The sequence below is a fragment of the Noviherbaspirillum sp. ST9 genome (genome assembly GCF_048799745.1).
GTDB lineage: Bacteria > Pseudomonadota > Gammaproteobacteria > Burkholderiales > Burkholderiaceae_D > Noviherbaspirillum.
The window spans coordinates 267,700-290,786 of sequence record NZ_JBLWFR010000007.1; the positions used below are offsets into that span (position 1 = coordinate 267,700).

20 protein-coding genes are annotated in these 23,087 nt (G+C 62.7%); 10 read left to right on the forward strand and 10 right to left on the reverse strand.

What is annotated here, in order from left to right; translation table 11 throughout:
- From ACNOHI_RS17920 to ACNOHI_RS17935, 4 genes are read right to left on the reverse strand one after another with little or no spacing between them, the layout of a single operon-like run.
- Window positions 1-261: a YkgJ family cysteine cluster protein gene (locus ACNOHI_RS17920; protein ID WP_420476041.1), complete on the reverse strand. Its 261-nt coding sequence runs from the start codon at window positions 259-261 to the stop codon at window positions 1-3.
- Complete coding sequence (locus tag ACNOHI_RS17925; RefSeq protein ID WP_420476042.1) at window positions 254-1,486, reverse strand: ABC transporter permease; 1,233 nt, start codon at window positions 1,484-1,486, stop codon at window positions 254-256. The genes ACNOHI_RS17920 and ACNOHI_RS17925 overlap by 8 nt, the downstream gene beginning before the upstream one ends.
- Window positions 1,483-2,217, reverse strand: coding sequence for an ABC transporter ATP-binding protein (locus ACNOHI_RS17930; protein WP_420476043.1), 735 nt, complete (start codon window positions 2,215-2,217; stop codon window positions 1,483-1,485). The genes ACNOHI_RS17925 and ACNOHI_RS17930 overlap by 4 nt, the downstream gene beginning before the upstream one ends.
- Complete coding sequence (locus tag ACNOHI_RS17935; RefSeq protein WP_420476044.1) at window positions 2,217-3,788, reverse strand: efflux RND transporter periplasmic adaptor subunit; 1,572 nt, start codon at window positions 3,786-3,788, stop codon at window positions 2,217-2,219. The genes ACNOHI_RS17930 and ACNOHI_RS17935 overlap by 1 nt, the downstream gene beginning before the upstream one ends.
- A gap of 200 nt (window positions 3,789-3,988) precedes the next feature.
- On the opposite strand from ACNOHI_RS17935, the gene ACNOHI_RS17940 reads away from it, so the two are divergent.
- From ACNOHI_RS17940 to ACNOHI_RS17970, 7 genes are all read left to right on the forward strand, one after another.
- On the forward strand, window positions 3,989-4,627 hold the full coding sequence (locus tag ACNOHI_RS17940) for a TetR/AcrR family transcriptional regulator (protein WP_420476045.1): 639 nt from the start codon (window positions 3,989-3,991) through the stop codon (window positions 4,625-4,627).
- An 11-nt stretch (window positions 4,628-4,638) separates the two neighbouring features.
- Window positions 4,639-5,793, forward strand: a complete 1,155-nt coding sequence (locus tag ACNOHI_RS17945; RefSeq protein WP_420476046.1) for an efflux RND transporter periplasmic adaptor subunit — start codon at window positions 4,639-4,641, stop codon at window positions 5,791-5,793.
- 47 nt (window positions 5,794-5,840) lie between these two features.
- The gene (locus ACNOHI_RS17950) at window positions 5,841-9,065 is read left to right on the forward strand and encodes an efflux RND transporter permease subunit (RefSeq protein WP_420476047.1); all 3,225 of its coding nucleotides are present in this window, start codon (window positions 5,841-5,843) and stop codon (window positions 9,063-9,065) included.
- A 42-nt stretch (window positions 9,066-9,107) separates the two neighbouring features.
- A complete protein-coding gene (locus ACNOHI_RS17955; RefSeq protein ID WP_420476048.1) occupies window positions 9,108-9,770 on the forward strand; it encodes a protein-L-isoaspartate O-methyltransferase family protein in 663 nt (220 codons plus the stop codon).
- Window positions 9,771-9,778: 8 nt separating this feature from the next.
- The gene (locus ACNOHI_RS17960) at window positions 9,779-10,102 is read left to right on the forward strand and encodes a rhodanese-like domain-containing protein (protein ID WP_420476049.1); all 324 of its coding nucleotides are present in this window, start codon (window positions 9,779-9,781) and stop codon (window positions 10,100-10,102) included.
- A gap of 32 nt (window positions 10,103-10,134) precedes the next feature.
- Window positions 10,135-11,454 (forward strand): TolC family outer membrane protein, encoded by a 1,320-nt coding sequence (locus tag ACNOHI_RS17965; protein WP_420476050.1) that lies wholly within the window; start codon window positions 10,135-10,137, stop codon window positions 11,452-11,454.
- Between the two features lie 356 nt (window positions 11,455-11,810).
- Window positions 11,811-13,439 carry a methyl-accepting chemotaxis protein gene (locus tag ACNOHI_RS17970; protein ID WP_420476051.1) on the forward strand — a complete coding sequence of 543 codons (1,629 nt, stop codon included), beginning with the start codon at window positions 11,811-11,813 and terminating at the stop codon, window positions 13,437-13,439.
- Here ACNOHI_RS17970 and ACNOHI_RS17975 read toward each other — a convergent pair.
- Together ACNOHI_RS17975 and ACNOHI_RS17980 are read right to left on the reverse strand one after the other, a co-directional pair.
- Window positions 13,420-14,562: an acyl-CoA dehydrogenase family protein gene (locus tag ACNOHI_RS17975; RefSeq protein ID WP_420476052.1), complete on the reverse strand. Its 1,143-nt coding sequence runs from the start codon at window positions 14,560-14,562 to the stop codon at window positions 13,420-13,422. The two genes, ACNOHI_RS17970 and ACNOHI_RS17975, sit on opposite strands and share 20 nt — an antisense overlap.
- 12 nt (window positions 14,563-14,574) lie before the next feature.
- On the reverse strand, window positions 14,575-15,759 hold the full coding sequence (locus ACNOHI_RS17980) for a lipid-transfer protein (protein WP_420476053.1): 1,185 nt from the start codon (window positions 15,757-15,759) through the stop codon (window positions 14,575-14,577).
- 128 nt (window positions 15,760-15,887) lie between these two features.
- On the opposite strand from ACNOHI_RS17980, the gene ACNOHI_RS17985 reads away from it, so the two are divergent.
- The 3 genes from ACNOHI_RS17985 to ACNOHI_RS17995 all read left to right on the forward strand — a co-directional run bounded on the left by ACNOHI_RS17985 (window position 15,888) and on the right by ACNOHI_RS17995 (window position 17,336).
- Window positions 15,888-16,523, forward strand: coding sequence for a TetR/AcrR family transcriptional regulator (locus tag ACNOHI_RS17985; RefSeq protein WP_420476054.1), 636 nt, complete (start codon window positions 15,888-15,890; stop codon window positions 16,521-16,523).
- Window positions 16,524-16,627: 104 nt separating this feature from the next.
- Window positions 16,628-16,801 carry a hypothetical protein gene (locus ACNOHI_RS17990; RefSeq protein WP_420476055.1) on the forward strand — a complete coding sequence of 58 codons (174 nt, stop codon included), beginning with the start codon at window positions 16,628-16,630 and terminating at the stop codon, window positions 16,799-16,801.
- 25 nt (window positions 16,802-16,826) lie between these two features.
- Window positions 16,827-17,336 (forward strand): TlpA disulfide reductase family protein, encoded by a 510-nt coding sequence (locus ACNOHI_RS17995; protein ID WP_420476056.1) that lies wholly within the window; start codon window positions 16,827-16,829, stop codon window positions 17,334-17,336.
- Here ACNOHI_RS17995 and ACNOHI_RS18000 read toward each other — a convergent pair.
- The 4 genes from ACNOHI_RS18000 to ACNOHI_RS18015 form a co-directional block, all read right to left on the reverse strand.
- Complete coding sequence (locus ACNOHI_RS18000) at window positions 17,316-18,533, reverse strand: GNAT family N-acetyltransferase (protein WP_420476057.1); 1,218 nt, start codon at window positions 18,531-18,533, stop codon at window positions 17,316-17,318. The two genes, ACNOHI_RS17995 and ACNOHI_RS18000, sit on opposite strands and share 21 nt — an antisense overlap.
- Window positions 18,534-18,639: 106 nt before the next feature.
- Window positions 18,640-20,544 (reverse strand): putative bifunctional diguanylate cyclase/phosphodiesterase, encoded by a 1,905-nt coding sequence (locus ACNOHI_RS18005; protein ID WP_420476058.1) that lies wholly within the window; start codon window positions 20,542-20,544, stop codon window positions 18,640-18,642.
- Window positions 20,541-21,083: a YfiR family protein gene (locus ACNOHI_RS18010; RefSeq protein WP_420476059.1), complete on the reverse strand. Its 543-nt coding sequence runs from the start codon at window positions 21,081-21,083 to the stop codon at window positions 20,541-20,543. The genes ACNOHI_RS18005 and ACNOHI_RS18010 overlap by 4 nt, the downstream gene beginning before the upstream one ends.
- A complete protein-coding gene (locus ACNOHI_RS18015; protein WP_420476060.1) occupies window positions 21,083-22,993 on the reverse strand; it encodes a TonB-dependent receptor plug domain-containing protein in 1,911 nt (636 codons plus the stop codon). Before ACNOHI_RS18015 ends, ACNOHI_RS18010 begins: the two co-directional genes overlap by 1 nt.
- Window positions 22,994-23,087: the final 94 nt, after the last annotated feature.

Below are 23,087 nucleotides of genomic sequence, written 5' to 3' on the forward strand. Positions count from 1 at the left end.
TCAGGACGTCAATTCATCGAGGCGTGACAGGTAATGCATCGCGTATTCGCGTGTCTCGCCGCACATCTCCGTCGATGGCTGTAGACTCTCGCACACTGCGGGCCGGCCCGGTTTGCCGAAGATCATGCATTGGTTCAAGGCGTTCAATTGAACGCAACGCACGCCCGCGGGCTTGCCGTTCGGCATGCCGGGAATCGGGGATGAAATCGACGGAGCGATGCAGCATGCGCCGCATCCCGACCGGCATATTGTATTACTCATAGCGCAACGCCTGGATCGGCAGCAGGGACGCCGCCTTGCGCGCCGGGTAGAAGCCGAAGAAGATCCCGATCCCTGCCGAAAAGCCGACGGCGAGCACGATCGATTCCGGCGACATGCGCGTCGCCCAGCCGGTGAGTTCGCCAATCGCCCAGGAACCGGTCACGCCCAGCACGATGCCGACGAAACCGCCGATGAGCGACAGCGTCATTGCTTCCACGAGGAACTGCGTGAGGATGTCCGAGCCGCGTGCGCCGACCGCCATCCGCAGGCCGATCTCACGGGTACGCTCGGTGACCGAGACCAGCATGATGTTCATGATGCCGATGCCGCCGACGAGCAGCGACACGGAGGCGACCGCGGCCAGCAGCAGCGTCATGATGCGCGACGACTCCTCCTGTGCCTGCAGCAACTCGGTCAGGTTGCGCACGGTGAAGGCGTCGTCCTGACCCGGCTGCGTGCGCTGGCGCTGGCGCAGCAGTTCGCGGATCTTTTCCTCGGCAACCTGCATGCTTGCACCCTCGCGCACCTTGACCTGCACGGTACCGACGCGACGCAACTTGCCCTGCGTATTGCCGAAGAGGCGATTGCGCGCAGTGTTCAGGGGCAGCATGATGACGTCGTCCTGGTCCTGTCCGATCATGCTCTGGCCTTTCCTGTCGAGCACGCCGACGATGGTGAAAGGCACTTTGCGGATGCGGATGGTCTGGTCGATCGGATCGAGATCGCCGAACAGCTGCTTGGCGGCCGTCTGGCCGATGATCGCCACCTTCGCATTGCCCGTCAGTTCCGCCTGGTCGAACATGCGGCCTGAGAGCAGCGGCCATTCGCGCGCCTCGAAGTAATCGGGGTTCACGCCATAGATGCTGGTGGACCAATTGGCGCCGGCTGCGACGACCTGCTCCGTGCGCCGGTTGGAGGGCGCCGCCACCTGCACTTCGGGAATTTCACGCACGATCGCCGCGGCGTCGTCGTCGGTCAGGCTCTGGTTGGCGCCCGCGCCGAGGCGCACGCCCGACTGCGTGGTGGACCCCGGCAGGATGATCATCAGATTGGAACCGAGGCTCTTGATCTGTTCCTCGACGCGCTGCTGCGCGCCGGCGCCGACGGCGATCATGGTGATCACCGCCGCCACGCCGATGATGATGCCGAGCATGGTGAGGATGGATCGCAGCTTGTTGACGCGCAAGGCGTTCAAGGCGATGCGGAGGGTGGCGAGCATGTTCATGCCGTCGCTCCGCTGTCGATGCGCGCGAGTTCGGCCTGCGCGTCGTTCGGCTGGTTCGGCGCATCGGAGATCACATGGCCGTCGCGGAAAGTGATAATGCGCGAGGCGAAGGCCGCGACGTCATGCTCGTGCGTGACCATGACGATTGTCATGCCTTCGCCGTTCAGTTTCTGCAGCAGGGCCATGATTTCCACGCTGGTACGAGAATCGAGCGCGCCGGTCGGTTCGTCGGCCAGGATCAGCGAGGGGTTGTTGACCAACGCACGGGCGATCGCGACACGCTGCTGCTGGCCGCCGGACAACTGCGCGGGATGATGGTCCGTGCGTCCGCCGAGTCCGACGTCGGACAGACGCTGCGATGCGCGCTGGTGGCGCTCCGCGGGCGGGACGCCGGCATACAGCAGCGGCAGCTCGACATTGTCCAGCGCGCTCGTGCGTGGCAACAGGTTGAACTGCTGGAACACGAAGCCGATCCGCTTGTTGCGGATCGTGGCGAGCGCATCGGCGCCGAGTTCGGACACCCGTTCGCCCGCGAGGAAGTAATCGCCGGACGACGGCCGGTCGAGACAGCCGAGCAGGTTCATGAAGGTCGATTTGCCGGAGCCGGACGCGCCCATGATGGCGACGAATTCGCCCTCGCCGATGGACACCGACACGCCGCGCAGCGCATGCACGACGTTGGAGCCCATGACGTACTCCTTGGCAAGGTTGACGGCTTCGATCAGTGCCATCAGAACAGCCTCGGTCCGGCCGGCTGGCGAGGACGTGCGCCGTCCTGCTGCTGCGCCTGCACCGTACCCGTGATGACGTCCATGCCTTCCTTGACGTCCTGCGAGATGACTTCGGTGGTCGTCCCGTCGCTCAGGCCGAGGCGCACTTCGATGGGCTTCGGCTGCTTCTTTTCGTCCAGCACGTAGATGCGGCCGCGCGCGCCGGATCCGCCGCGGCGATCCGCGCCTTCGGCGATGATCTGTTCGTACTTCTTTTTCTGCTCGGGGTTCAGCATTTCCATGATCTGCGCACGCATGTCGCTGCGATTGCGCTCCGCCGTCTTCTGGCGGTCGCCTTCCGGCGCGTCGCGCAGGGACATGAACTTCTCGCGCATGCCGGCAAAGATCGTGTCGAGTTTGGCCTTCTGGCTGTCGTCGAGCTGCAGTTCCTTTTCCAGACGCTCGCGCATGGCCTTCATTTGTCCGCCGGCCTGGCCGTTGGAAGGCGCTTCCGGCTGCGCGGCGGCGGGACGGTCGTTGGACGCGCCCGCCGGCCGGAATCGCAGCGCGGCATTGACGACCTTGAGTACATCGCTGCGGGTGTCGGTCACGATGCGGACATTGGCGGTCATGCCCGGCAGGAGTTCGCGGGAAGGATTGGCGGCACTGATGACCACGGTATACGTCACGACGTTGGACACGTTCTGCGCGGCCTTGCGGATCTGCTTGACCGTGCCTTCATAGCTGCGGCCGGGGAAGGCATCGACGGTAAAGGTCGACTTCTGGCCAATGCGGATGCGGCCGATTTCCGATTCGTCGATGGAGGCATCGACTTGCATGTCGGTCAGATTTTCCGCGATCACGAAAAGTTCCGGCGCCTGCAGGCTGGCGGCCACCGTCTGGCCGCGTTCGACGCTGCGCTTGATGACGACGCCGTTGACTGGCGCACGGATTTCGGTGCGGCCGAGGTCGATCTTGGCCTGCGCCAGCGCCGCCTCGCGCTGCTTGACGACCGCCTCGGCGTTGCGCAGCCCTGCCGCGGCGACGCTGGCTTGCGCGCGTGCGGTGTTGACCTGTTCGGTCGCCGAGTTGAAGGTTGCCTGCGCCTTGTCGCGTTCTGCGCCGGAAATGAAGCCCTTGTCCACCAGTTGCTGCTTGCGGTCGAGGTCGCGCTTCGCTTCGGCGAGGTCGACTTCCGCCTTGGCCTGGGCCGCACGGGCCGCTGCGATGTTGGCCTGTTGGGTCATCACCTGGGCGCGGGACGCGTCGACATCAGCCTGCGCCTGTTGCACGCGGGTTTCGAAGGTTTGCGGGTCGATATGGGCAATCAGCTGCCCCTGCTTCACTTCACTATTGAAGTCGACCAGCACGTCGCGCAGCTGGCCGGACACCTGCGAACCGACCTGGACCTGCACGACGGGGCTGAGCGTGCCCGATGCGGATACGCTGGCGGTGATTGCGCCCTTCTCTACTTTGCCGGTCTTGTATTCGGGTGCGTTGTTTTTTTGCTGCCAGCTCCAGATTCCCAGGCCGCCTGCGACGAGGATGGCGACGGCGGCGAGCCAGGCCCACCATTTTCTTGACAAATTCATAAAACGGAGTGAGGTGATTCTGCGATTGATCGGGGATGTTCGGGATTCTACCGGCTAACCGGCGGCGGATTTTGTCGTTATGTAACAGTGCCTGTCGCTTTCCCGCCGCTTGTATTCAATTGAGACGATGCTTGACGCTGCCTGCGGGCGCGCTTATATTACTGACTCGTAAGTAAGTTATTTGGTTCCGCCTGTCTATCATGAATTGTCCCCTGAAAAAACGCTGGGAGCGCCGCAAGGATGCGCGTCCGCAGGAACTGCTCGCTGCCGCACTCGACCTCTTTGTCGAAAAGGGATTTGCGGCGACACGCCTTGATGATGTCGCGGCGCGGGCGGGGGTTTCCAAGGGCACACTCTATCTGTATTTCACGAACAAGGAAGAACTGTTCAAGGCCGTCGTGCGCGAGAACGTGGTGCCCGTGCTGGGCGAAGCGGAAGGCATCCTCGACGCCTACGAAGGAAGCACGGTCGACCTGTTCAAGGAATTGATCCTCGGCTGGTGGGAGCGTATCGGCGCGACCAAGCTGTCCGGCATCACCAAATTGATGATGGCGGAGTCGAGCAATTTCCCGGAAGTCGCGCAGTTCTACCATGACGAAGTGATCAAGCGCGCCGACGCGATGATCGCGCGCCTGCTCAAGCGTGGCATCGAGCGCGGCGAATTCCGGCCGCTCGACATCGAACACGCCACCCATGTCGTCTGTTCGCCCATGATCATGCTGATGATGTGGAAACACTCCTTCAGCACTTGCCGCCCGCAAGAGACCTCGCCGGAAGCCTACCTCAACGCCTTCGTCGACCTGTTCCTCCACGGCATGCTTGCCAAACCCACCCGCTGACCGGACCTCCCATGTTCAAACGCCGCGCTTTCTGGATCACCCTCGCCGTCCTGCTGCTTGCCGCCGGTGTCGCCGGTGCGATGCTGAAAAAGCAGGGGCCGAACAAGGCTGCCGCCATCCAGAGCGCAGCCCAGGAACCGGCCGTGATGGAATTCCTGCCGACCGACCTCATGCAGGTGAAGCCGGGCGAACTGCGCCAGCTGATGCCGCTGACCGGCTCGCTGCGCGCGGTCAACCAGGCCAGCGTCAAGGCCAGGGTTGCCGGCGAAGTGCGCGAAGTGCTGGTGCGCGAGGGCGAAACGGTCAAGGCGGGGCAAGTGGTCGTCAAGATGGATACGAGCGACTACCAGGCGCGTGTGGAGCAGTCCCGCGGTGCGCTGCTGGCGGCGCGCGGCCAATTGGAAATCGCGACCAAGACGCGCGACAACAACAAGGCGCTGCTCGACAAGGGTTTCATTTCCAAGACCGCCTTCGACAATGCCGAGAGCCAGTACAACATCGCGCAGGCCAATGTGGAATCGGCACGCGCCGCGCTCGACGTCGCGCAGAAGGCGCTCGCGGACACCGTGCTGAAGGCGCCGATTTCGGGTCAGGTCAGCATGCGCGCCGTGCAGCCGGGTGAAAAAGTTGCGATCGATAACCGGCTCCTCGATGTGGTCGACCTCGGCCAGATGGAACTCGAAGCCGCCGTGCCGGCCGCCGACATCGGCCTCGTCTCGAATGGACAGGAAGTCCAGGTCAAGGTCGAAGGCATGCCCAAGGCGCTGAGCGGCAAGGTCGTGCGCATCAATCCGGCGACGCAGGCAGGCTCGCGCTCAATCATGGTGTACATCCAGGTCGAGAATCCGCAAGGCGCACTGCGTGTCGGCATGTTCGGCGAAGCACAACTGACGACGGCACGGAAATCCGGCGTTCTCGTCGTTCCGCAGGCGGCGGTGCATACGGATGCGGGCCGCCAGTACGTGTACGCCATCGAAGACGGCAAGCTGGCACGCAAGCCGGTGACCGTCGGCATTCCTGGAGACGACGGCGCCGGGAGCGCCGTCGAAATCACGCAGGGACTGGACAGCGGCGCGCAGGTGGTCAAGGCAAACCTTGGCGTCCTGCGTGCCGGCACGCCGGTCAAGATCACACAAGCTGGCGGCGCCAGCCCCGCTGCCCAGTAACGGCGATATCGCCAGCACAAGCGCGCGTGCGCTGAGGAATAACAACCATGTGGTTTACCCGCATCAGTATCGGCAATCCTGTCCTCGCAACCATGATGATGGTGGCGTTCGTGGTGCTGGGCCTGTTTTCCTACCAGCGGCTGCGCGTGGACCAGTTCCCCGACGTCACCTTCCCGGTGGTCGTCGTGCAGACGGACTATCCCGGCGCATCGCCGGAGACGGTCGAGTCGGACATCACGCGCAAGGTCGAGGAAACGGTCAACACCATCAACGGCATCAAGAACCTGTTTTCGCGTTCGTACGAAGGCAGCTCGGTCGTCATCATCGAATTCGACCTGACCATCGATCCGGCGCAGGCGGCACAGGACGTGCGCGAAAAGGTGGCGATGGTGAAAACCATCTTCCGCAAGGAGGTGAAGGAACCGCGGGTCATGCGCTACGACCCGGCCGACCGTCCGATCCTTGCCGTATCGATCACCAGCGACGCCAAATCGCGGGACCGCGACCTGCGCGAGCTGACCACGATCGCCGACCAGGTGATCAAGAAGCGGCTGGAAAACGTGCGCGGCGTCGGTTCCGTTGCACTCGTCGGCGGCGTCAAGCGCGAGATCCAGATCTACGTGAAGCCGGGCGAGATGGAAGCGCTCGGCATCGGCATCGACCAGGTGATCAATGCCTTGCGGAACGAGAACCAGGAATTGCCGACCGGCGCCATCCGTTCGTCCTCCGACGAAAAGGTCGTGCAGATCCAGGGCAAGGTGAAGAATCCGCAGGACTTCGGCCGCATCATCGTCGCCCGTCGCGGCGGCCAGCCGGTGCTGCTGTCGCAGGTCGCCACCGTCGTCGACGGCCAGGAAGAACAGGAGAGCCTGGCGCTGTACAACGGCCAGCGCACGCTGGCGCTGGCCATCCAGAAGGCGCAGGGACAGAACACGATCGACGTCGCCGACGGCCTGAAGGAGGCACTGAAGGAACTCGAACCGCGGCTGCAGGCGCTCTATCCCGGCGTCAAGGTTGACGTGATCCAGGACAGCTCCCGCCAGATCCGCGTGGGCGTGGACAATGTCCGCCGCACGATGATCGAAGGCGCGGTACTCACCATCCTGATCGTTTTCCTGTTCCTCAACTCCTGGCGTTCCACCGTGATCACCGGCCTGACGCTGCCGGTGGCGCTGATCGGTACCTTCCTGTTCATGTACATGTTCGGCTTCACGATCAACATGATTACGCTGATGGCGCTGTCGCTGTGCGTGGGCCTGCTGATCGACGACGCCATCGTGGTGCGCGAAAACATCGTCCGGCATGCCGGGATGAAGGTGCACGGCAAGTTCAAGGACCACAAGACAGCATCACTGGACGGTACGCAGGAAATCGGCCTCGCGGTGCTTGCAACGACCTTCTCGATTGTCGCGGTGTTCCTGCCGGTCGGATTCATGGGCGGCATCATCGGGCGCTTCTTCCACCAGTTCGGCATTACCGTGACGGCTGCGGTGCTGATTTCGATGTTCGTGTCGTTTACGCTGGATCCGATGCTTTCCTCGATCTGGCCGGATCCTGACGTTCACGGCGAGCAAGGACGCAAGCGCAACCTCTACGACCGCACCATCGGCCGCGTGCTCCACCAGTTCGACCGTCTCGTGCAGTGGATGTCGCGCACCTACCAGGTCATGCTCGACTGGTCGCTGAAGCATCGCGGCAAGACGCTCGGCATCGCCGTGGCCACCTTCGTCGCCGGTTGCGCGATTCCGATGGCCGGCCTGGTCGGCACCGAGTTCGTGCCACAGCCGGATTACTCAGAAACCGGCGTCACCTACTACACCCCGGTCGGTTCCTCGCTCGAATTCACGGAGACCAAGGCGCGGCAGGTGGAAGCGGTACTGCGCGAATTCCCCGAAGTGCGTGACATCTACACCACGATCAACACCGGGCAAGCGCAAGGCAAGAATTATGTGACGTCCTATGTGCGCCTGGTGCCCCGCGCCGAGCGGTCGCGCAGCACGACGCAGATGAGCATCCCGCTGCGCGAGCGCCTGCGCCAGGTCGCCGGCATTACCGTCACCCACATCGGTTCGCTGGAAGGCGTGGGCGGCGACGTCAAGCAGCTGCGCCTGAGCCTGCAGGGAACGGACCTGAAGGAACTGGCCAAGCTGACGGATGAGGCCATGAACAAGATGCGCAACATCCCCGGCCTGGTCGATCTCGATTCCAGCCTGAAGGCGGAGAAGCCGACAATCGCCGTCGAGCCCAAGCGCGACATCGGCGCCGACCTTGGCGTGGGCGTGGCGCAGATCGGCATGGCCTTGCGGCCGCTGCTGGCCGGCGAGGCGGCGACCACCTGGCGCGCTCCGGACGAAGAGAACTATGACGTGAAGGTGCGCCTGTCGCCCACCGACCGCAACAATGCCGACGACCTCTCGCGCCTGATGCTGGCCAGCTCGCAGGTGAATGCCGACGGTACACCGAAAATGGTCGCGTTGCGCCAGGTCGCGACGATTGCGCCGTCCACGGGCGCCAACCAGATCAACCGCCGCGATCTGAACCGCGAAGTGGAGCTGTCCGCCAACGTCGTGGGGCGCTCCTCCGGCGAAGTGAGCGCGGATGTGAAGCGCGCGCTCGACAGCATGAACTGGCAGCCCGGCTACCGTTACCAGCTGGGCGGATCGACGAAGAACATGCAGGAATCCTTCGGCTATGCGCTGTCGGCGCTGCTGCTGGCAATCATCTTCATCTACATGATCCTTGCCTCGCAGTTCGCCAGCTTCCTGCAGCCGCTGGCGATCATGTCCTCGCTGCCGCTGACGCTGATCGGCGTCTTTCTGGCGCTGATGTTCTTCCGCTCGACACTGAACCTGTTCTCGATCATCGGCTTCGTGATGCTGATGGGCCTGGTCACCAAGAACGCGATCCTGCTGGTGGACTTCGCCAACCATGCGCGCAAGGAAGGCATGGAGCGCACCGCCGCCCTGCTGGAAGCCGCGCATGTCCGCCTGCGGCCGATCCTGATGACGACACTCGCGATGGTGTTCGGCATGGTGCCGCTGGCCTTCGGCCTGGGCGAAGGCTCGGAACAGCGCGCCCCGATGGGCCAGGCGGTGATCGGCGGCATTATCACTTCGTCAATCCTGACGCTGGTGGTGGTGCCGGTGATTTACACCTACCTTGACGATTTTGCAGCATGGTTGCGTCGCAAATCACGCAACAACAAGCCTGACCAGCATCAAGGCGCACCGGCGATCATGGTTCCGCAGAGCAAAAACGAGGAAGCCCTTTGATAAAATGATGGGTTTGTTCCCTTTATCCTCTCGAGTGCCGACATGAATATCGAAAAAGCCCGTTTCAACATGATTGAGCAGCAGATTCGCCCGTGGGACGTCCTGGACATGGACATCCTGAACCTGCTGACGGTGGTCAAGCGCGAAGCCTTCGTTCCGGCCGCGTACAAGAACCTGGCCTTCATGGACACCCAGATCCCGCTGGGGAATGGCGAATTCATGTTCACGCCGAAGCTGGAAGCGCGCATCGTGCAGGAAGTCGCGGCAAAGAAGCATGAGAACGTCCTCGAAATCGGCGCCGGTTCCGGTTACCTGGCGGCTCTGCTGGCACACCGCGCACGCCACGTGACCACGGTCGAGATCGATCCCGAGCTCAAGGCCTTCGCCGAGCACAACCTGAGCAACTACGGCATCACCAATGTCGACGTCGCGCTGGGCAACGGCGCACAGGGCTGGTCCAACCAGGGCACCGAGACCCCTTACGATGTAATCGTCATTTCCGGTTCGCTGCCGGTGCTGCCGGAAGCCTTCCTCAAGCAGATCAAGGTCGGCGGCCGCATTTTCGCGATCGTCGGCGAGCAGCCGGTCATGAGCGCCATCCTCGTTACCCGCGTCTCCGACACCGCGTTCGACACCGTCAAGATCTTCGAAACCGACGTCACGCCGCTGCGCGAGATCACCAAGCCTTCCCACTTCGTATTCTAAGGACGACCATGCAACACATCACAGCACCGGAACTGGCGGTCTGGATCGCCGATGAATCCCGGCCGAAGCCGGTGCTGCTTGACGTGCGTGAGCCGTGGGAATTCCAGACCTGCCACATTGCAGGCTCGGTCGCCATTCCCATGCAATCGATCCCGGAACGCCTGCAGGAACTGGAAGAAGACGCACCGATTGTCTGCATCTGCCACCACGGCGCGCGCAGCATGTCAGTCGCGGCCTTCCTCGAACGCAACGGCTTCACGCAAGTGACCAACCTGACCGGCGGCGTCCATGCCTGGGCGTTGCAGGTTGACAATTCGATGCCTACCTACTAACAATCAAACTGCCTACTCCACCGGAGAATTGAATGCGGAAATCCGTTATCGCCACCCTGCTTGCCGGTTCCTTCCTGACGTTGAACGCGCACGCGCTCGACCTCGTCCAGGTCTACCGGGAAGCACTTGCCAACGACGCTCCCTTCGCCAGCGCCCGCGCGCAGCTGACGGCGGGCCAGGAGCGCTCGACGCAAGGGCGGGCGGGACTGCTTCCGACGATCGGTGTGGGCGGCAGCTATACCCGCAACGACCTGGAGAGCAACTCGGCGGGCATCACGACGAACCGCGACTTCACTTCGCGAGGCTACACGGTGTCGCTGTCGCAGCCGCTGTTCCGCCTCGCAAACTGGGAGCAGTACCAGCAGGGCAAGCTGTCGGTGGCATTGAGCGAGGCGCAATTCGCCCAGTCGCAGCAGGACCTGATCCTGCGCGTCGCCCAGGCCTACTTCGACGTGCTCGCATCGCAGGACACGCTGGCCACGGTGCAGGCGCAAAAGACGGCCATCACCGAGCAGCTCGCTTCGGCCAAGCGCAATTTCGAAGTCGGCACCGCGACCATCACCGATACCCACGAAGCGCAGGCGCGTTACGACCTCGCGATTGCGCAGGAATTCGCGGCGCAGAACGACCTCGAGATCAAGCGCACGGCGCTTCAGCAGATCATCGGCAAGCCCGCGGGTTCGCTCGCGACCCTGCGCCCCGGCGTCAAGCTGACGCCGCCGGAACCGGGCATCGTCGACAACTGGGTGCAAAGCGCGGAACAGCAGAACTTCGGCGTCGTCGGCCAGCAACTGGCACTCGAGATCGCGCAGCGCGAGATCAAGAAAAACCGCGCCGGCCACTATCCGACCGTCGATCTCGTGGCCAGCCGCAGCCACAGCAGCCAGACTGCCAGCGCGCTCAGCCCGACCGGCAGCGGATCGGACAACAATGCCATCGGCGTGCAGTGGAGCATTCCGCTGTTTGCCGGCTTTGCGGTCGACAGCCGCGTTCGCGAGTCCATCGCGCTGGAAGACAAGACGCGCTCGGACCTGGAAAACGCGCGCCGCGTGGCCGCCCAAGGTGCGCGCCAGGCCTTCCTCGGCGTCAATGCGGGGCTGGCGCAGGTGCGCGCACTGGAAGCGGCGGAAATCTCGAGCAACTCGGCACTGGATTCCAACCGCCTCGGTTATCAGGTGGGCGTACGCATCAACATTGACGTGTTGAACGCCCAGCAGCAACTCTTCACCACCCGCCGTGACCTGTCTAAGGCGCGCTACGACACCATCATGAACGGCCTGCGACTGAAAGCGGCCGCTGGTACCCTTCAAGAAGCCGACCTGGTGCAGGTCAACGCGCTTCTGCAGCAGTAAGAACAGGCATCACGGCGCTCGCCGTGATGCCCCCCACCTCGCGTCACCCGCCTCCCTCGCCTTTAATCTCGATAGTTGGAATTAAATTTTCCAGTTTCAGGAATAGAGATCGCCTATTATTTCCATGAGGAAATTTGTTCAAGCGGCATTTTAAAAATAAAAATTTCTGCGAACAGAATGGCATCGGCATGTTTCTAACTTGAAACGACGCTTAAGCTCGGCCTTTATGCAAAAGTAGATGCACGCTTTTTGCATAATAGTTTCCGTGTGGCAATACAACAACAATCTGGCTCATCTTTTGCTCTAGATCAAGAAAACGAGATTTTCCCCGCCCCTTTCTTGATGGAGCCCCCTCGATGCGCACCAACCTTCCCGTGACCGGAGTCGAATACGTACTGAAAGACACCGAGACCATCGTGTCGAAGACCGACCTGAAAGGGCGGATCACTTACGTCAACCAGGACTTCATTAACATCAGCGGATTCACTGAATCCGAGCTGCTGGGCGCCCCGCAGAACATCGTCCGGCATCCGGACATGCCCGCCGAAGCCTTCGAGGATTTCTGGCACACCATCCAGAGCGGAAAGGCATGGACGGGCCTGGTCAAGAACCGCTGCAAGAACGGCAACCACTACTGGGTCGAGGCCAATGCTGCACCACTCATCGAAAACGGCCAGGTAACAGGCTATACCTCGATCCGCATCAAGCCCAGCCGCGAACAGGTCGCGGCAGCGGAGCAGGCGTACAAGGCGATCAGGGACGGTGACAAGTCCCTCGAGATCCGCGAAGGCAATGCTGTCCGCCGCTCACTGTTTTCACGGCTGCGTTTCGTCAAGAACCTGTCTTTGAAGACCAAGATGCTGACGGGGTTCGGCGTGATCGCCGGCCTGTTCGGCGCTGGCCTCGCCTTTCCCGGTGCGGCAATTCCGGCGCTTGGACTGTTGTTTGCCGCACTGTTCGGATTCACGCTGTACCGCGACATCGTGACCCGTCTCGAATGCGCGCGGCACGATATCGACCGCATGAGCGCCGGCGATCTCAGCTGCAAGATCCAGTCGGAAGGCGATGACGAGATATCCAAAGTCCTGCAGGCCATTCGCGTCCTGCAGACCAACGTGAAACTACTTGTCGGCCAGATCAAGGAAGTCACCGACCTCGTCAACAAGGGATCACGCGAAATCGCGGCCGGCAACTCGGACCTGTCCGCGCGGACCGAATCGCAGGCCAGCTCGCTGGAGGAAACCGCTTCGTCGATGGAAGAGCTGACCAGCACCGTGCGCCAGAATGCCGACAATGCGCATGAGGCGAACCAGCTCGTGATCGCCACATCCACTATCGCAGTCAAGGGTGGAGAGGCCGTCAGCAAGGTGGTCGAGACCATGGCCTCCATCCGCGAAAGCTCCAGCAGGATTTCCGACATCATCAGTGTGATCGACGGCATCGCATTCCAGACGAATATCCTCGCCCTTAACGCCGCCGTGGAAGCTGCGCGCGCCGGGGAACAGGGCCGCGGATTTGCCGTCGTCGCGGCGGAAGTGCGGACGCTCGCCCAGCGTTCGGCGGGCGCGGCGAAGGAAATCAAGGAACTCATCAACGACTCGGTGCAGAAGGTCGAGTCAGGCGGAATCATGGTGGACGACGCCGGCAAGACCATGGCAGAGATCGTCTCGTCCGTGCAGCATGTCACCAGCATCATGAACGAGATTACTTCCGCCAGCCGCGAGCAGAGCGCAGGCATCGAGCAGGTGAACCAGGCCATCACGCAGATGGACGAGATCACGCAGCAAAATGCGGCGCTGGTGGAGCAGTCCGCCGCGGCGGCCGAGACGCTGCGCGAACAGGCGCAGAAGCAGGCCCAGCTGGTCAGCACCTTCAAGCTGGTTTCCGGCGGAGCACCGGCACTGAAGGTCGTGGCGCCGCCCCCCCTGCCCGTGCAGGCAAGGAATGGACGCCAGCGGATCAAGGCTATAGCGAACGCGCGATGATTTCCTTCATGATTTCATTGGCGCCGCCGTAAATCCGCTGGACGCGGGCATCCGCATACATCTGGGCGATCGGATACTCGAGCATGTAGCCGTATCCGCCGAAGAGTTGCAGGCAGTTGTCGATCACCTTGCACTGCAGGTCGGAGATCCAGTATTTCGCCATGGACGCCAGCACGGTGTCCATGCGTCCTTCCAGCATGTCGACCACGCAGCGGTCGACGAAGGTACGCGCAATGGTGGCCTCGGTCTTCGCTTCGGCCAGCACGAAACGCGTGTTCTGCATATCGATGAGTGCCTGTCCGAATGCCTTGCGCTCGCGCGTGTGCTCGATGGTCAGCCGCAGCGCGCGTTCGATGGACGCCACGCCGGAGACGCCGATAATCGTGCGCTCGTAGGGCAGTTCATTCATCAGCTGCGCAAAACCCTTTCCTTCCGCGCCACCCAGCACGCCATCCGGCGCCACTCGCGCGTTGTCGAAGAACAGTTCGCAGGTGTCCTGTCCTTTCTGGCCGATCTTTTCGAGAATGCGGCCGACGCGGAAGCCCTTGCAATCGCGCGTTTCCAGCAGCATCAGCGAAATGCCCTTGGCGCCGGCCTCGGGTTCGGTCTTGGCCACGACCAGGATCAGGTCGGCAAGATAGCCGTTGGAGATGAAGGTCTTGGAACCATTCAGCAGGTACCCGTCGCCGTCCTGCACGGCCGTCGTGCGGATGCTCTTCAGGTCGGAGCCCGCACCCGGCTCGGACATGGCGATGGCCGCGATCATCTCGCCGCTGGCGAGCCTGGGCAGGTATTTTTTCTTCTGTTCTTCGGTCCCCTGGTGCAGCAGGTAGTTGGCGACAATCGCGTGCACATGCAGGCCGAAAGACACGTCGCCGGCATAGGCCAGTTCTTCAAACAGCACGCACTCATGGGCAAAGGTGCCGCCGCTGCCGCCGTACTCTTCGGGGATGTCCGCCAGCAGCATGCCGAGATTGCCAGCCTTGCGCCATACATCGCGATCGACGTGCTGCTGCTTGCGCCACCTTTCCTGCTGGGGAACGATTTCCGCGTCGACGAAGCGGCGCACGGCATCGCGAAATCCTTCGATTTCCGGATTGGTCCAGGGTGAGGTATAGGTCATTGGCAACCTTCCTTAACCGGCACGATACATCGTGACCACACATGCGCCGCCGAGGCCGAGGTTGTGCTGCAGCGCAACCCGCGCGCCGTCGACTTGGCGCGCGTCGGCCGTCCCCCGCAGCTGGTGCGTCAGCTCGTAGCATTGGGCCAAGCCGGTAGCACCGAGTGGATGACCTTTCGACAGGAGCCCGCCGGACGGGTTGGTGACGACCTTGCCGCCGTAAGTGTTGTCGCCATCTTCGACGAACTTCTGCGCGCCACCCTCCGGGCAAAGGCCGAGGGCTTCGTAGGTGATCAGTTCGTTCTGCGCAAAGCAGTCGTGCAACTCGACCACGTCAAGGCCGTCGGGGCCGATGCCAGCCTGTTCGTACACAAGGGATGCCGCCTCCTTCGCCATGTCGAATCCGACCACGCGCATCATGTCGCGCGAATCGAAGGTGCTTGGCTTGTCCGTGGTCATCGCCTGTGCGGCGATGTGAACGCGCATATCCATGCCGCGCGACTTGGCGAACTTTTCGGAAACCAGCACGGCGGCGGCGGCACCACAAGTCGGCGGGCAAGCCATGGAACGCGTCATCGCGCCCGGCCAGATCATCGGCGCGTTCATCACATCCTCCGTGGTCAGCACCTGCCTGAACAGCGCGAGGGGATTGTTGGCCGCGTGCCGGCTGGCCTTGGCGCGGATCTTGGCAAAGGTTTCGAGGCGTGTCCCGTACTTCTCCATGTGGCTCAGACCCGCGCCGCCGAAATATCGCAATGCGAGCGGAATCTCGGGCATGCCCACCAGCTCGTCGGTAATGGCATCGAAGGCGTCGAAGGGCGAAGGCCTGTCCTTGAAGACCGAGCTGAGCGCACCTGGCGTCATCTGCTCGAAGCCCAGCACCAGCACGCAGTCCGCCGCACCGCTGGCGACAGCCTGCCGCGCGAGGAACAAGGCGGTCGAACCGGTCGAGCAGTTATTGTTGACGTTGACGATGGGAATGCCGGTCATGCCGACGGCATACAGCGCCTTCTGGCCGCTGGTCGAGTCGCCGTACACATACCCGGCATACGCCTGCTGCACATCTTCGTACGCGATGCCCGCATCGGCCAAGGCCAGGCGCGCGGCGCTGGCGCCCATCTGGTCATAGGGCGCGCTTGCACCCGGCTTGGCGAAGGGGATCATTCCGACGCCTGAAACGAAGACTTTGCCGCCCATCGTGCACTCCATTGTCATGAAAAACTTTTATTATAGGTCGCATGACCTAAACTTGAAGATTACAGGGCGTGCAATTCTTCTGTCAATGCACGTGCGATAATCCCGCGTCCGTTTTTGGCCTTCCTCCCATGTCACCCGCGCTCAAGACTTCGCTGCAACGCAAAACTTCCAGCACCACGGAAAAGGGCTATGCGCGCGCCAACGACATCCTGCAGGCGGCGCGCGAGATCTTCGCGTCGGAAGGCTATGGCGGGCTCTCCATGCGGCGCGTCGCGGCGCAGGTCGGGGCCAGCCTGAGCAATGTCCAGCATTACTACAAGAGCAAGGACATGCTGGTCGAGGCGCTGCTGCTCGATTCGCTCAACCATTTCCAGGAAAGGATCGACAGCATCGCCGCGGCGATGCAGGACGCGTCGCGCGTCGAGCAGTTGCTGGCGACGGTCGACATGTTCCTCGAAGAACTCGGCAATCCTGTTATCCGGGGCATGTTCTTCGAATTCTGGGCGCTGGCGACGCGCAATACCTTTGCCTCCACGCTGATGGAGCGCATGCAGTCGCGTGAACGGAAGTCGATTTACAAGCTGATCCAGGGCCTGTCGCCGGCCATTTCCGACGAAGAGTACGTCCTGCGCGCGGCGCTGATCGTGGCACAGGTGGAAGGACTGATGCTTTTCCGGGTCCGAAACCGCCCCACACGGCCCGAACTGGAAGGGCTGGAAAACGCAGCAAGACAGGCAATTCTCCGACTCGCAATGCAGCAATAACCGCGTCTCATTTCGGAAAACTTGCTTCACATCAAACGCGGGGCAGCAAGGGGGGCTACACTGCCAAGCATGGCCGGGAGACATCGGCTGTGTTGGAGATGATCATGACCAAACCCGAGACGCTGTTCGAACAGGCAAGCTACGACCTGAACAAATTCCGTGAACGCCGCATGGCCGAACGGCGTGCGGTCGCCAGGGACACCCCGGATCGGCGCCAGCAGGCCAGCGCCCCGCAACCTGATGACACCCAGAACGAGTCCGGCCGGCAGACCTCCTGACGCTCTCCGGTCGGCGCTATCACCGATGCCGATTCTTTCCCGCATTCGCACTGCGTTCCTTGCCGGCCTGCTTGTTGCCGCATCCGCGTTCGCCGCGGACCAACCCGCTCCTCTACGCGTCGAAGCGGAAATGCTCGATGGAAGCCGGTATGTCCTGGACGACAGCCGCGGCTTCATCACGCTGCTGTCGTTCTGGTCACCGGATTCGCTCGCTTCCCGCAAGTGCCTCGGCGAACTGCAACGCTTTCATCAGGACTACGAAAGCCGTGGCGTGAAGGTCGTTGCCATATCCACCGTGAATGATGCCGCCATGCTGCGGGCCTTCACCGCCAAGCGGAAGCTCAGCCTGCCGGTCGCCATGCTCGGCGAAAACAACCTCGGTGCGATCCCCGAAGACCAGTTACCCATCGTGCTTGTCCTTGACCGCGACGGAAAGGTGGTCGCATCGCGCGCCGGCCTCTTCTCGTATCGCATGCTGGAAGTGCTGGCCGTGCCGCCGCTGATGAAGCCGGTATCAGGAACCACGCCGCAATAAAGCCCGCTTCGCCGAGCGCGCTGCCTCGAGTACGCGCACGAAGGCGCGCTCTCCGCCGCTCAGGCTCTCCTCCTTCGACGCCTTCTCGAACAGGGCGGAAACGCGATGCCGCCACGCTGCGGCCGCATTTGACATCGCCAGCCGGGGACGAAGCAGGAAATGCAGCCGGGACCGGTACACGACGACATGGTGCAGGCTGCGCGCGTGCGCGCCGAGCGCGAACTTGTAGTCGTATTCGTTCCACATGAAGTTGTATTCCTTGCAGCCGCGCGCGATGCACTCGCAGATCGTCAGGTAGCAGCACAGGATGCCCGCCGAGTACTCGTTGTAGCGCGGGTCGTGCGAGATCACCTTGAAGAAGTAATGGCTGCCGGCAAAGTAGCCGATGCTGCCGGCCACCACGCGTCCGTCGATTCGCATGGCGAGCACCATTCCGCACTGCCGCACCAGCGCCATGACCTTTTCCACCTCGTCGTCGAGCCCGTACCGCATGTTCTTGCCGGCGATGCGCACGCGGTTCAGATCAATGATCGCACGCATGTCGGCCTCGCTCGCGTCCGCCTTTTCAGCGACTTCCACCTGCAGGGAGGGATGGTCACGTTTGAGCTTGTCCATGTAGCGGCGCAGGTTGCGGCGCATGTTCTTGCCTAGACTGGCGACGTAGTCGTCGGCTGTGGCGGGCAGCGGCAGGACGATGTTCGCCGTGCAGGCGTATTGCTGGAGCGGACGGGGCATGACCCGGACCTGGGAGTCGACGGCGTGCAGGCAAATGGCGCTCACCGAACGCCAGATGGAAAAGAGGTGGCCCGCGAAGCGTTCGAGCTCGGCTTCGTCGACCGTCATGCCTTCATTGATGACGTGCACCGTGTTGCCGTCCCTGCGCAACAGAAAGACAGCCAGCAGGCGATCCTTGCGTCGCGCCAGATAGGTGTGCGTGACATCCCGCAGCCCGCCATAGACCTGCAAATGCGCAAACGTCGAATGGATATTGCTGTAGAGGGATTGCATGGCCGCGTCGACATGCGTCGCCGGCGCGCCGGCATGCACCTCCACAAGGACGTCGTCGCTTTCGCTTGCCTCGCCAAGCAGCGTCCCTGCCGGAAATATCGCCTGCAGCGCGGCGCCTGACTCGTTCAAATCGTTCAACCCGGGAATGACAGCCTCCACCAGTTCGATGACTCGATTCGAGACTAGCATTCCCGCGGCGGGATAGAGATCCTTTTCGCCGCGCCTTTGTGCTGTGCCAATAGCCGGCCTGAACCAGCGCAACAGAATTGCGACCTGACAAGACGCCGAGGGAAATTCAGCGCGACGCGGACGCCGCGTTCGTCAACACGGCACGGCTTTTGAGGAAAGCGGCGACCTGCTCCGGCGGACGCGGTTCGGCGAAGTAAAAGCCCTGCATGATGTCGCAACCGGCATTGCGCAGGAAGACAAGTTGCGCCTCGGTCTCGACCCCTTCGGCGACGACGGACAAACCGAGGCTGTGGGCCATCGCAATGATGGCTGTGGTGATCGCTTCGTCGTCGCCATCGCCGGGGATATCGCGCACGAAGGTGCGGTCGATCTTGACCTGGTCGATGGGGAAGCGCTTGAGGTAGGCCATCGACGAATAACCGGTGCCGAAATCGTCGATCGACAGGCGGATGCCTTCCTTCTGCAGCCGGTTGAGCAGGTCGACGTTGTCATGGACGTTATCCATCAGCACCGTTTCCGTGATCTCCAGTTCCAGCTGGCTGGGTGGAATGTCGACCTCGCGCAACGCGCCGATGATGTCGTGCATCAGGTGCGGATCGCGTGTCTGGCGCGCCGACAGGTTGACCGACACGGGGATAGCGCCGAGGCCGGCGTCGCGCCACGCCGCCACCTGCCGGCAGGCGGTACGCAGCACCCAGCGCCCGATCGGCACGATCAGCCCGCTGTCTTCCGCAATCGGGATAAATTCCGTCGGACTGATGAGGCCAAGCTCGGGATGTTTCCAACGCAGCAGCGCCTCCAGTCCCACGAGCCTGCCATCGCGCAGGTTCACCTGCGGCTGGTAGTACAGCATCAGTTCGTCGCGTTCGATCGCCTTGCGCAGGCTGGTTTCGAGCGACAGGCGTTTCTGCACGCGCTTGTCCAGTTCCGGATGGAACTGCTCGAAGGCGTTCTTGCCGCGCCCCTTGGCCTGGTACATCGCGGTGTCGGCGTTCCGGGTCAGTGTTTCGAGATCCGATGCATCGTCCGGATAGATGCTGATGCCGACGCTCGCGGTAACGTAGATTTCGTGAATGTCCACGTCGAACGGCGCTGCCAGCACATCGAGAATTTTTTCCGCGACGCCGGCGGCGCCGGTCGTCGCCGACGGCTCGAGGATGATCGCGAACTCGTCGCCGCCGATGCGGCAGATCACGTCGCCACCACGCAGGCATTCCATCAGGCGTTTCGCCACCAGCCGGAGCAAGGTGTCGCCGCTGTGGTGTCCAAGCGTGTCGTTGACGATCTTGAAGTTGTCCAGGTCGAGCAGCAGCAAGCCGACGTTGCCGCCGAACTGGTCAACCTTGTCCAGCGCTGTGGCGAGGTATTCATTGAACGCATGCCGATTCGGCAGGCCGGTCACCGAATCGATGTGGGCGAGATAATCGAGGTGCGCTTCCGCACTCTTGACGGCCCGGCGCATGCGCGCGACAAGCAGGTAGGCGACCGCTAGCGAACCCATCGCGATGGCCAGTGTCAGTCCAGCATACCCGACCAGACGGGCATAAAGCTGCTCGAGGCTGGCGCGAATGACGACCAGCCCGATCTCGCGGCCGTCGATCTCCACCTGTCGCACCACTTCAAGATCCTTGACGCCGAAACGATGTCCGTCGTTGACGAGCCGCGGCCACGGCGCGGAAATCTGCGCAACGCCTTCGCGGCGATATGAGGCAAGCAGCTTGCGCTCGTGCGTGAACAGCCCCGCAGCCTCGATGCTGGGTGACGCGCCGAGGACGGCCAACGTTTCATTGCTGGCCTTGCTGTCGTTGAACAGGAGTGCCGCCCCGCTGTTCTCGCCGACGATCCTCGCCTGCACCTTCATGTCCTCGAGCAGATCGCCGCGGAGTGAAAAAAACTGGAACAGGATCAGCAGGAAACTCGCGACCAGCAAGGCGGCGCCGGCCGTCGCCAGGTTGGCCAGGTCCATCCAGCGGCCCAGCCGCGGCGGACGAGAATATTGCGGCACACTCATTGTACGGTCCTTGCCAGCCGCAGCAGCTTGGAACTCAGCGTCAGCCGCGCCTGCCTTGCCGCGCGCGTGTCGACGTCGAACACGATGCGGTTGTTGTCCACAGCCAGGGCAACGATGCTGCCGTCGTGGCCGATCTCTTCATCATCGGAAATCGTCAGCACGCTGGCTTCGCCGAGTCCCTTCTTGATCTGCACCCAGCGTTCGCGGTCGCTGCCGTCGACGAACAGCACATGGCACGTCCGCAGCGAATCGAGCGCCGCGAGATGGCGCACCGCTACGCGCCGCCCCCTGACCGTCTTTTCGCCGAAGCCGCTGAGCGACTGGCGAAGCACACTCGCCGGGTTAATGCAGATGTTCAAGCTTCCTCCCTCGTAGGCGGTGTCGGCCGGCCATTCGGTAAAGAGCGCAAAGTTGTACACGAACGCCGCCTTCAATTCATATTCCGGCACCGGTTGCGCGGCAGCGTCAAGCGGCAACAGGAGTGCCACCGCCAGCAGGCGCAGGGTGGAGCGCAGCATGCGAATCACCAGATCGGACATCAGAACGCGTAACTCAACTTGAGCCTGCCGGTACGCCCGTTTTGCACGATGGCGTCCTGCACATGTTCGGCCGCGCCCGGATCGGCATAGCGGCGGTCGAACAGGTTATAGAGACTGAGCGACAGCTCCAGCCCCGGTGCGAGGCGAATCGCGGACAGGGTGAGGTTGCCGATCCAGTAGCCCGCCGTCTCGGCGCGCAAGGTATTGCGCTGTCCCACATACTGCGCTTCGGCGCCGGCCCGCCAGCCAATGCGCGGCAAGGGTGCGCTGAGGTTGAACTTGGCCAGGTGCCGCGGTGCATTCGCCAGTGTCGCCCCGGTGGCTTCATCCTTCGCCTGTTGCCAGCTATAGCTGGACCGCAGGCGGGCGCCGCCCGTCCATGCTTTCTCCAGTTCGAGTTCGATGCCGCGTGCCACGGCGCGATCGAGGTTCTGGAATATCAGCAAGCCGTCAGACGGATCCAGTGTTTGCGTAATCAGGTGCGAGACCGTGTTGCGGAATACCGATGCCGTGACGCGTGCTTCGGTCGAAAAATGATGCTCGGCACTCAACTCCTCGGTGCGGATGCGTTCTGACCTCAGCGAAGGATTCGACTTCTGCCCTCCCGGCCCGCGCAGGTCATAGTAGAGCTCGTAGGCATTCGGGGCGCGGAAGGCCGTGCCCGCCATCGCCTTCAATGTGGTCGACGCGTTTGCCTTGTAGATCAATGCCACGCGCGGATTGACGCTGCCGTCACCGGTGGAGGAGTCGTGGTCGTAACGGGCGCCGGCATTCAGCAGCATGTCCTGCCGCAGCGTGAACTCGTCCTGCAGGTACAGGCCGAGCCGGTTGCCGGAACGCCGGTCGTCGAGCCTGGACACGAAGGGCGCGGCATCGAAGTTGAACTGCCGGCGGCGGTAATCGCGCTGGACGTCGGCGCCCATCACGAGCTTGTGTCCGTCCGCGCGCGTGGTCACGAGCTTGGTCTCCGCGCCCCACCATGCGGCGCGCGATCCGTCGCGGTTGACGGTCAGCGGCGGATAGTCATAAACATAATCGCCAAGGTAGTCGTAGCGCCCCCAGTACAGCCGCGCGCTCAGTTCCGTATCCGGCGCAAGTTGCGTGCGGTGGGCAGCATCGATATAGCTCTGTGTGTCGACCGTGTGCGACCGCGGGTCGTTGAACACCTGGCGGAAGGAAGCCGTCGGGACGCCCTTCGTCCGCTCGCTGTGCGCGACGGCGACGCTCCACGGTCCGAGAGACGCCTTCATCAGCAGGTTTTGCGCGCGGTCGTGGTCCAGCCTGCGCGCGACGCCATTGTTGGTTGCCGGCGTATCGAAATCCGGAAAATAGAGGTCCGGTCCATCTTCGCGGAAGCTGCTTGCCGAGAACAGCCATTCCACGCCGCTGTCATGCCGCATGCCGTAGCTGGCGCGCGCCTTGCGCATGCCGTGGCTGCCGGTTTCGACGGAGGCCTGTGCGCCGCTCAAGTCGCGCCCTTTCTTCGTGATGATGTTGATCACACCGAAGAACGCATTGGCGCCGTACACCGACGACCCAGGTCCCGGCACAAACTCCACGCGTTCGATCAGGTCCACGTCGAGCACAAACTCCGTGCCGATGGATGCCTGGTCGTACACGGCATCGTTGTTGCGGTTGCCGTCTACCAGCAACAGGAAACGGGAGTTGTAATCGCCGGGCCGCAGGAATCCTCGCGCGCCGAGGTAGGCATAGTTGCGGTCATTGCTCACGTAGAGCCCGCGCATGCTGCGCAGGATGTCGGCCACCGTGCGCCAGCCAAACGCCTTGATGTCAGCGGATGTCACAACGGACACAGCGGACGGCGCCTCGCTGAACTTCTGGACGAACCTGGAAGCGGTGTAAACCTCGAGGGTTAGCAACTGCTCGATGGGCAGGGCCGCGAGATCCACCTCTCCGTTCGCGGCATGGCCGACCGCAGGGATGGAAAAGGCAGACGCAATTGCACAAAGGCATGCAACACGCGATGTTGTGCGTACAAACTGA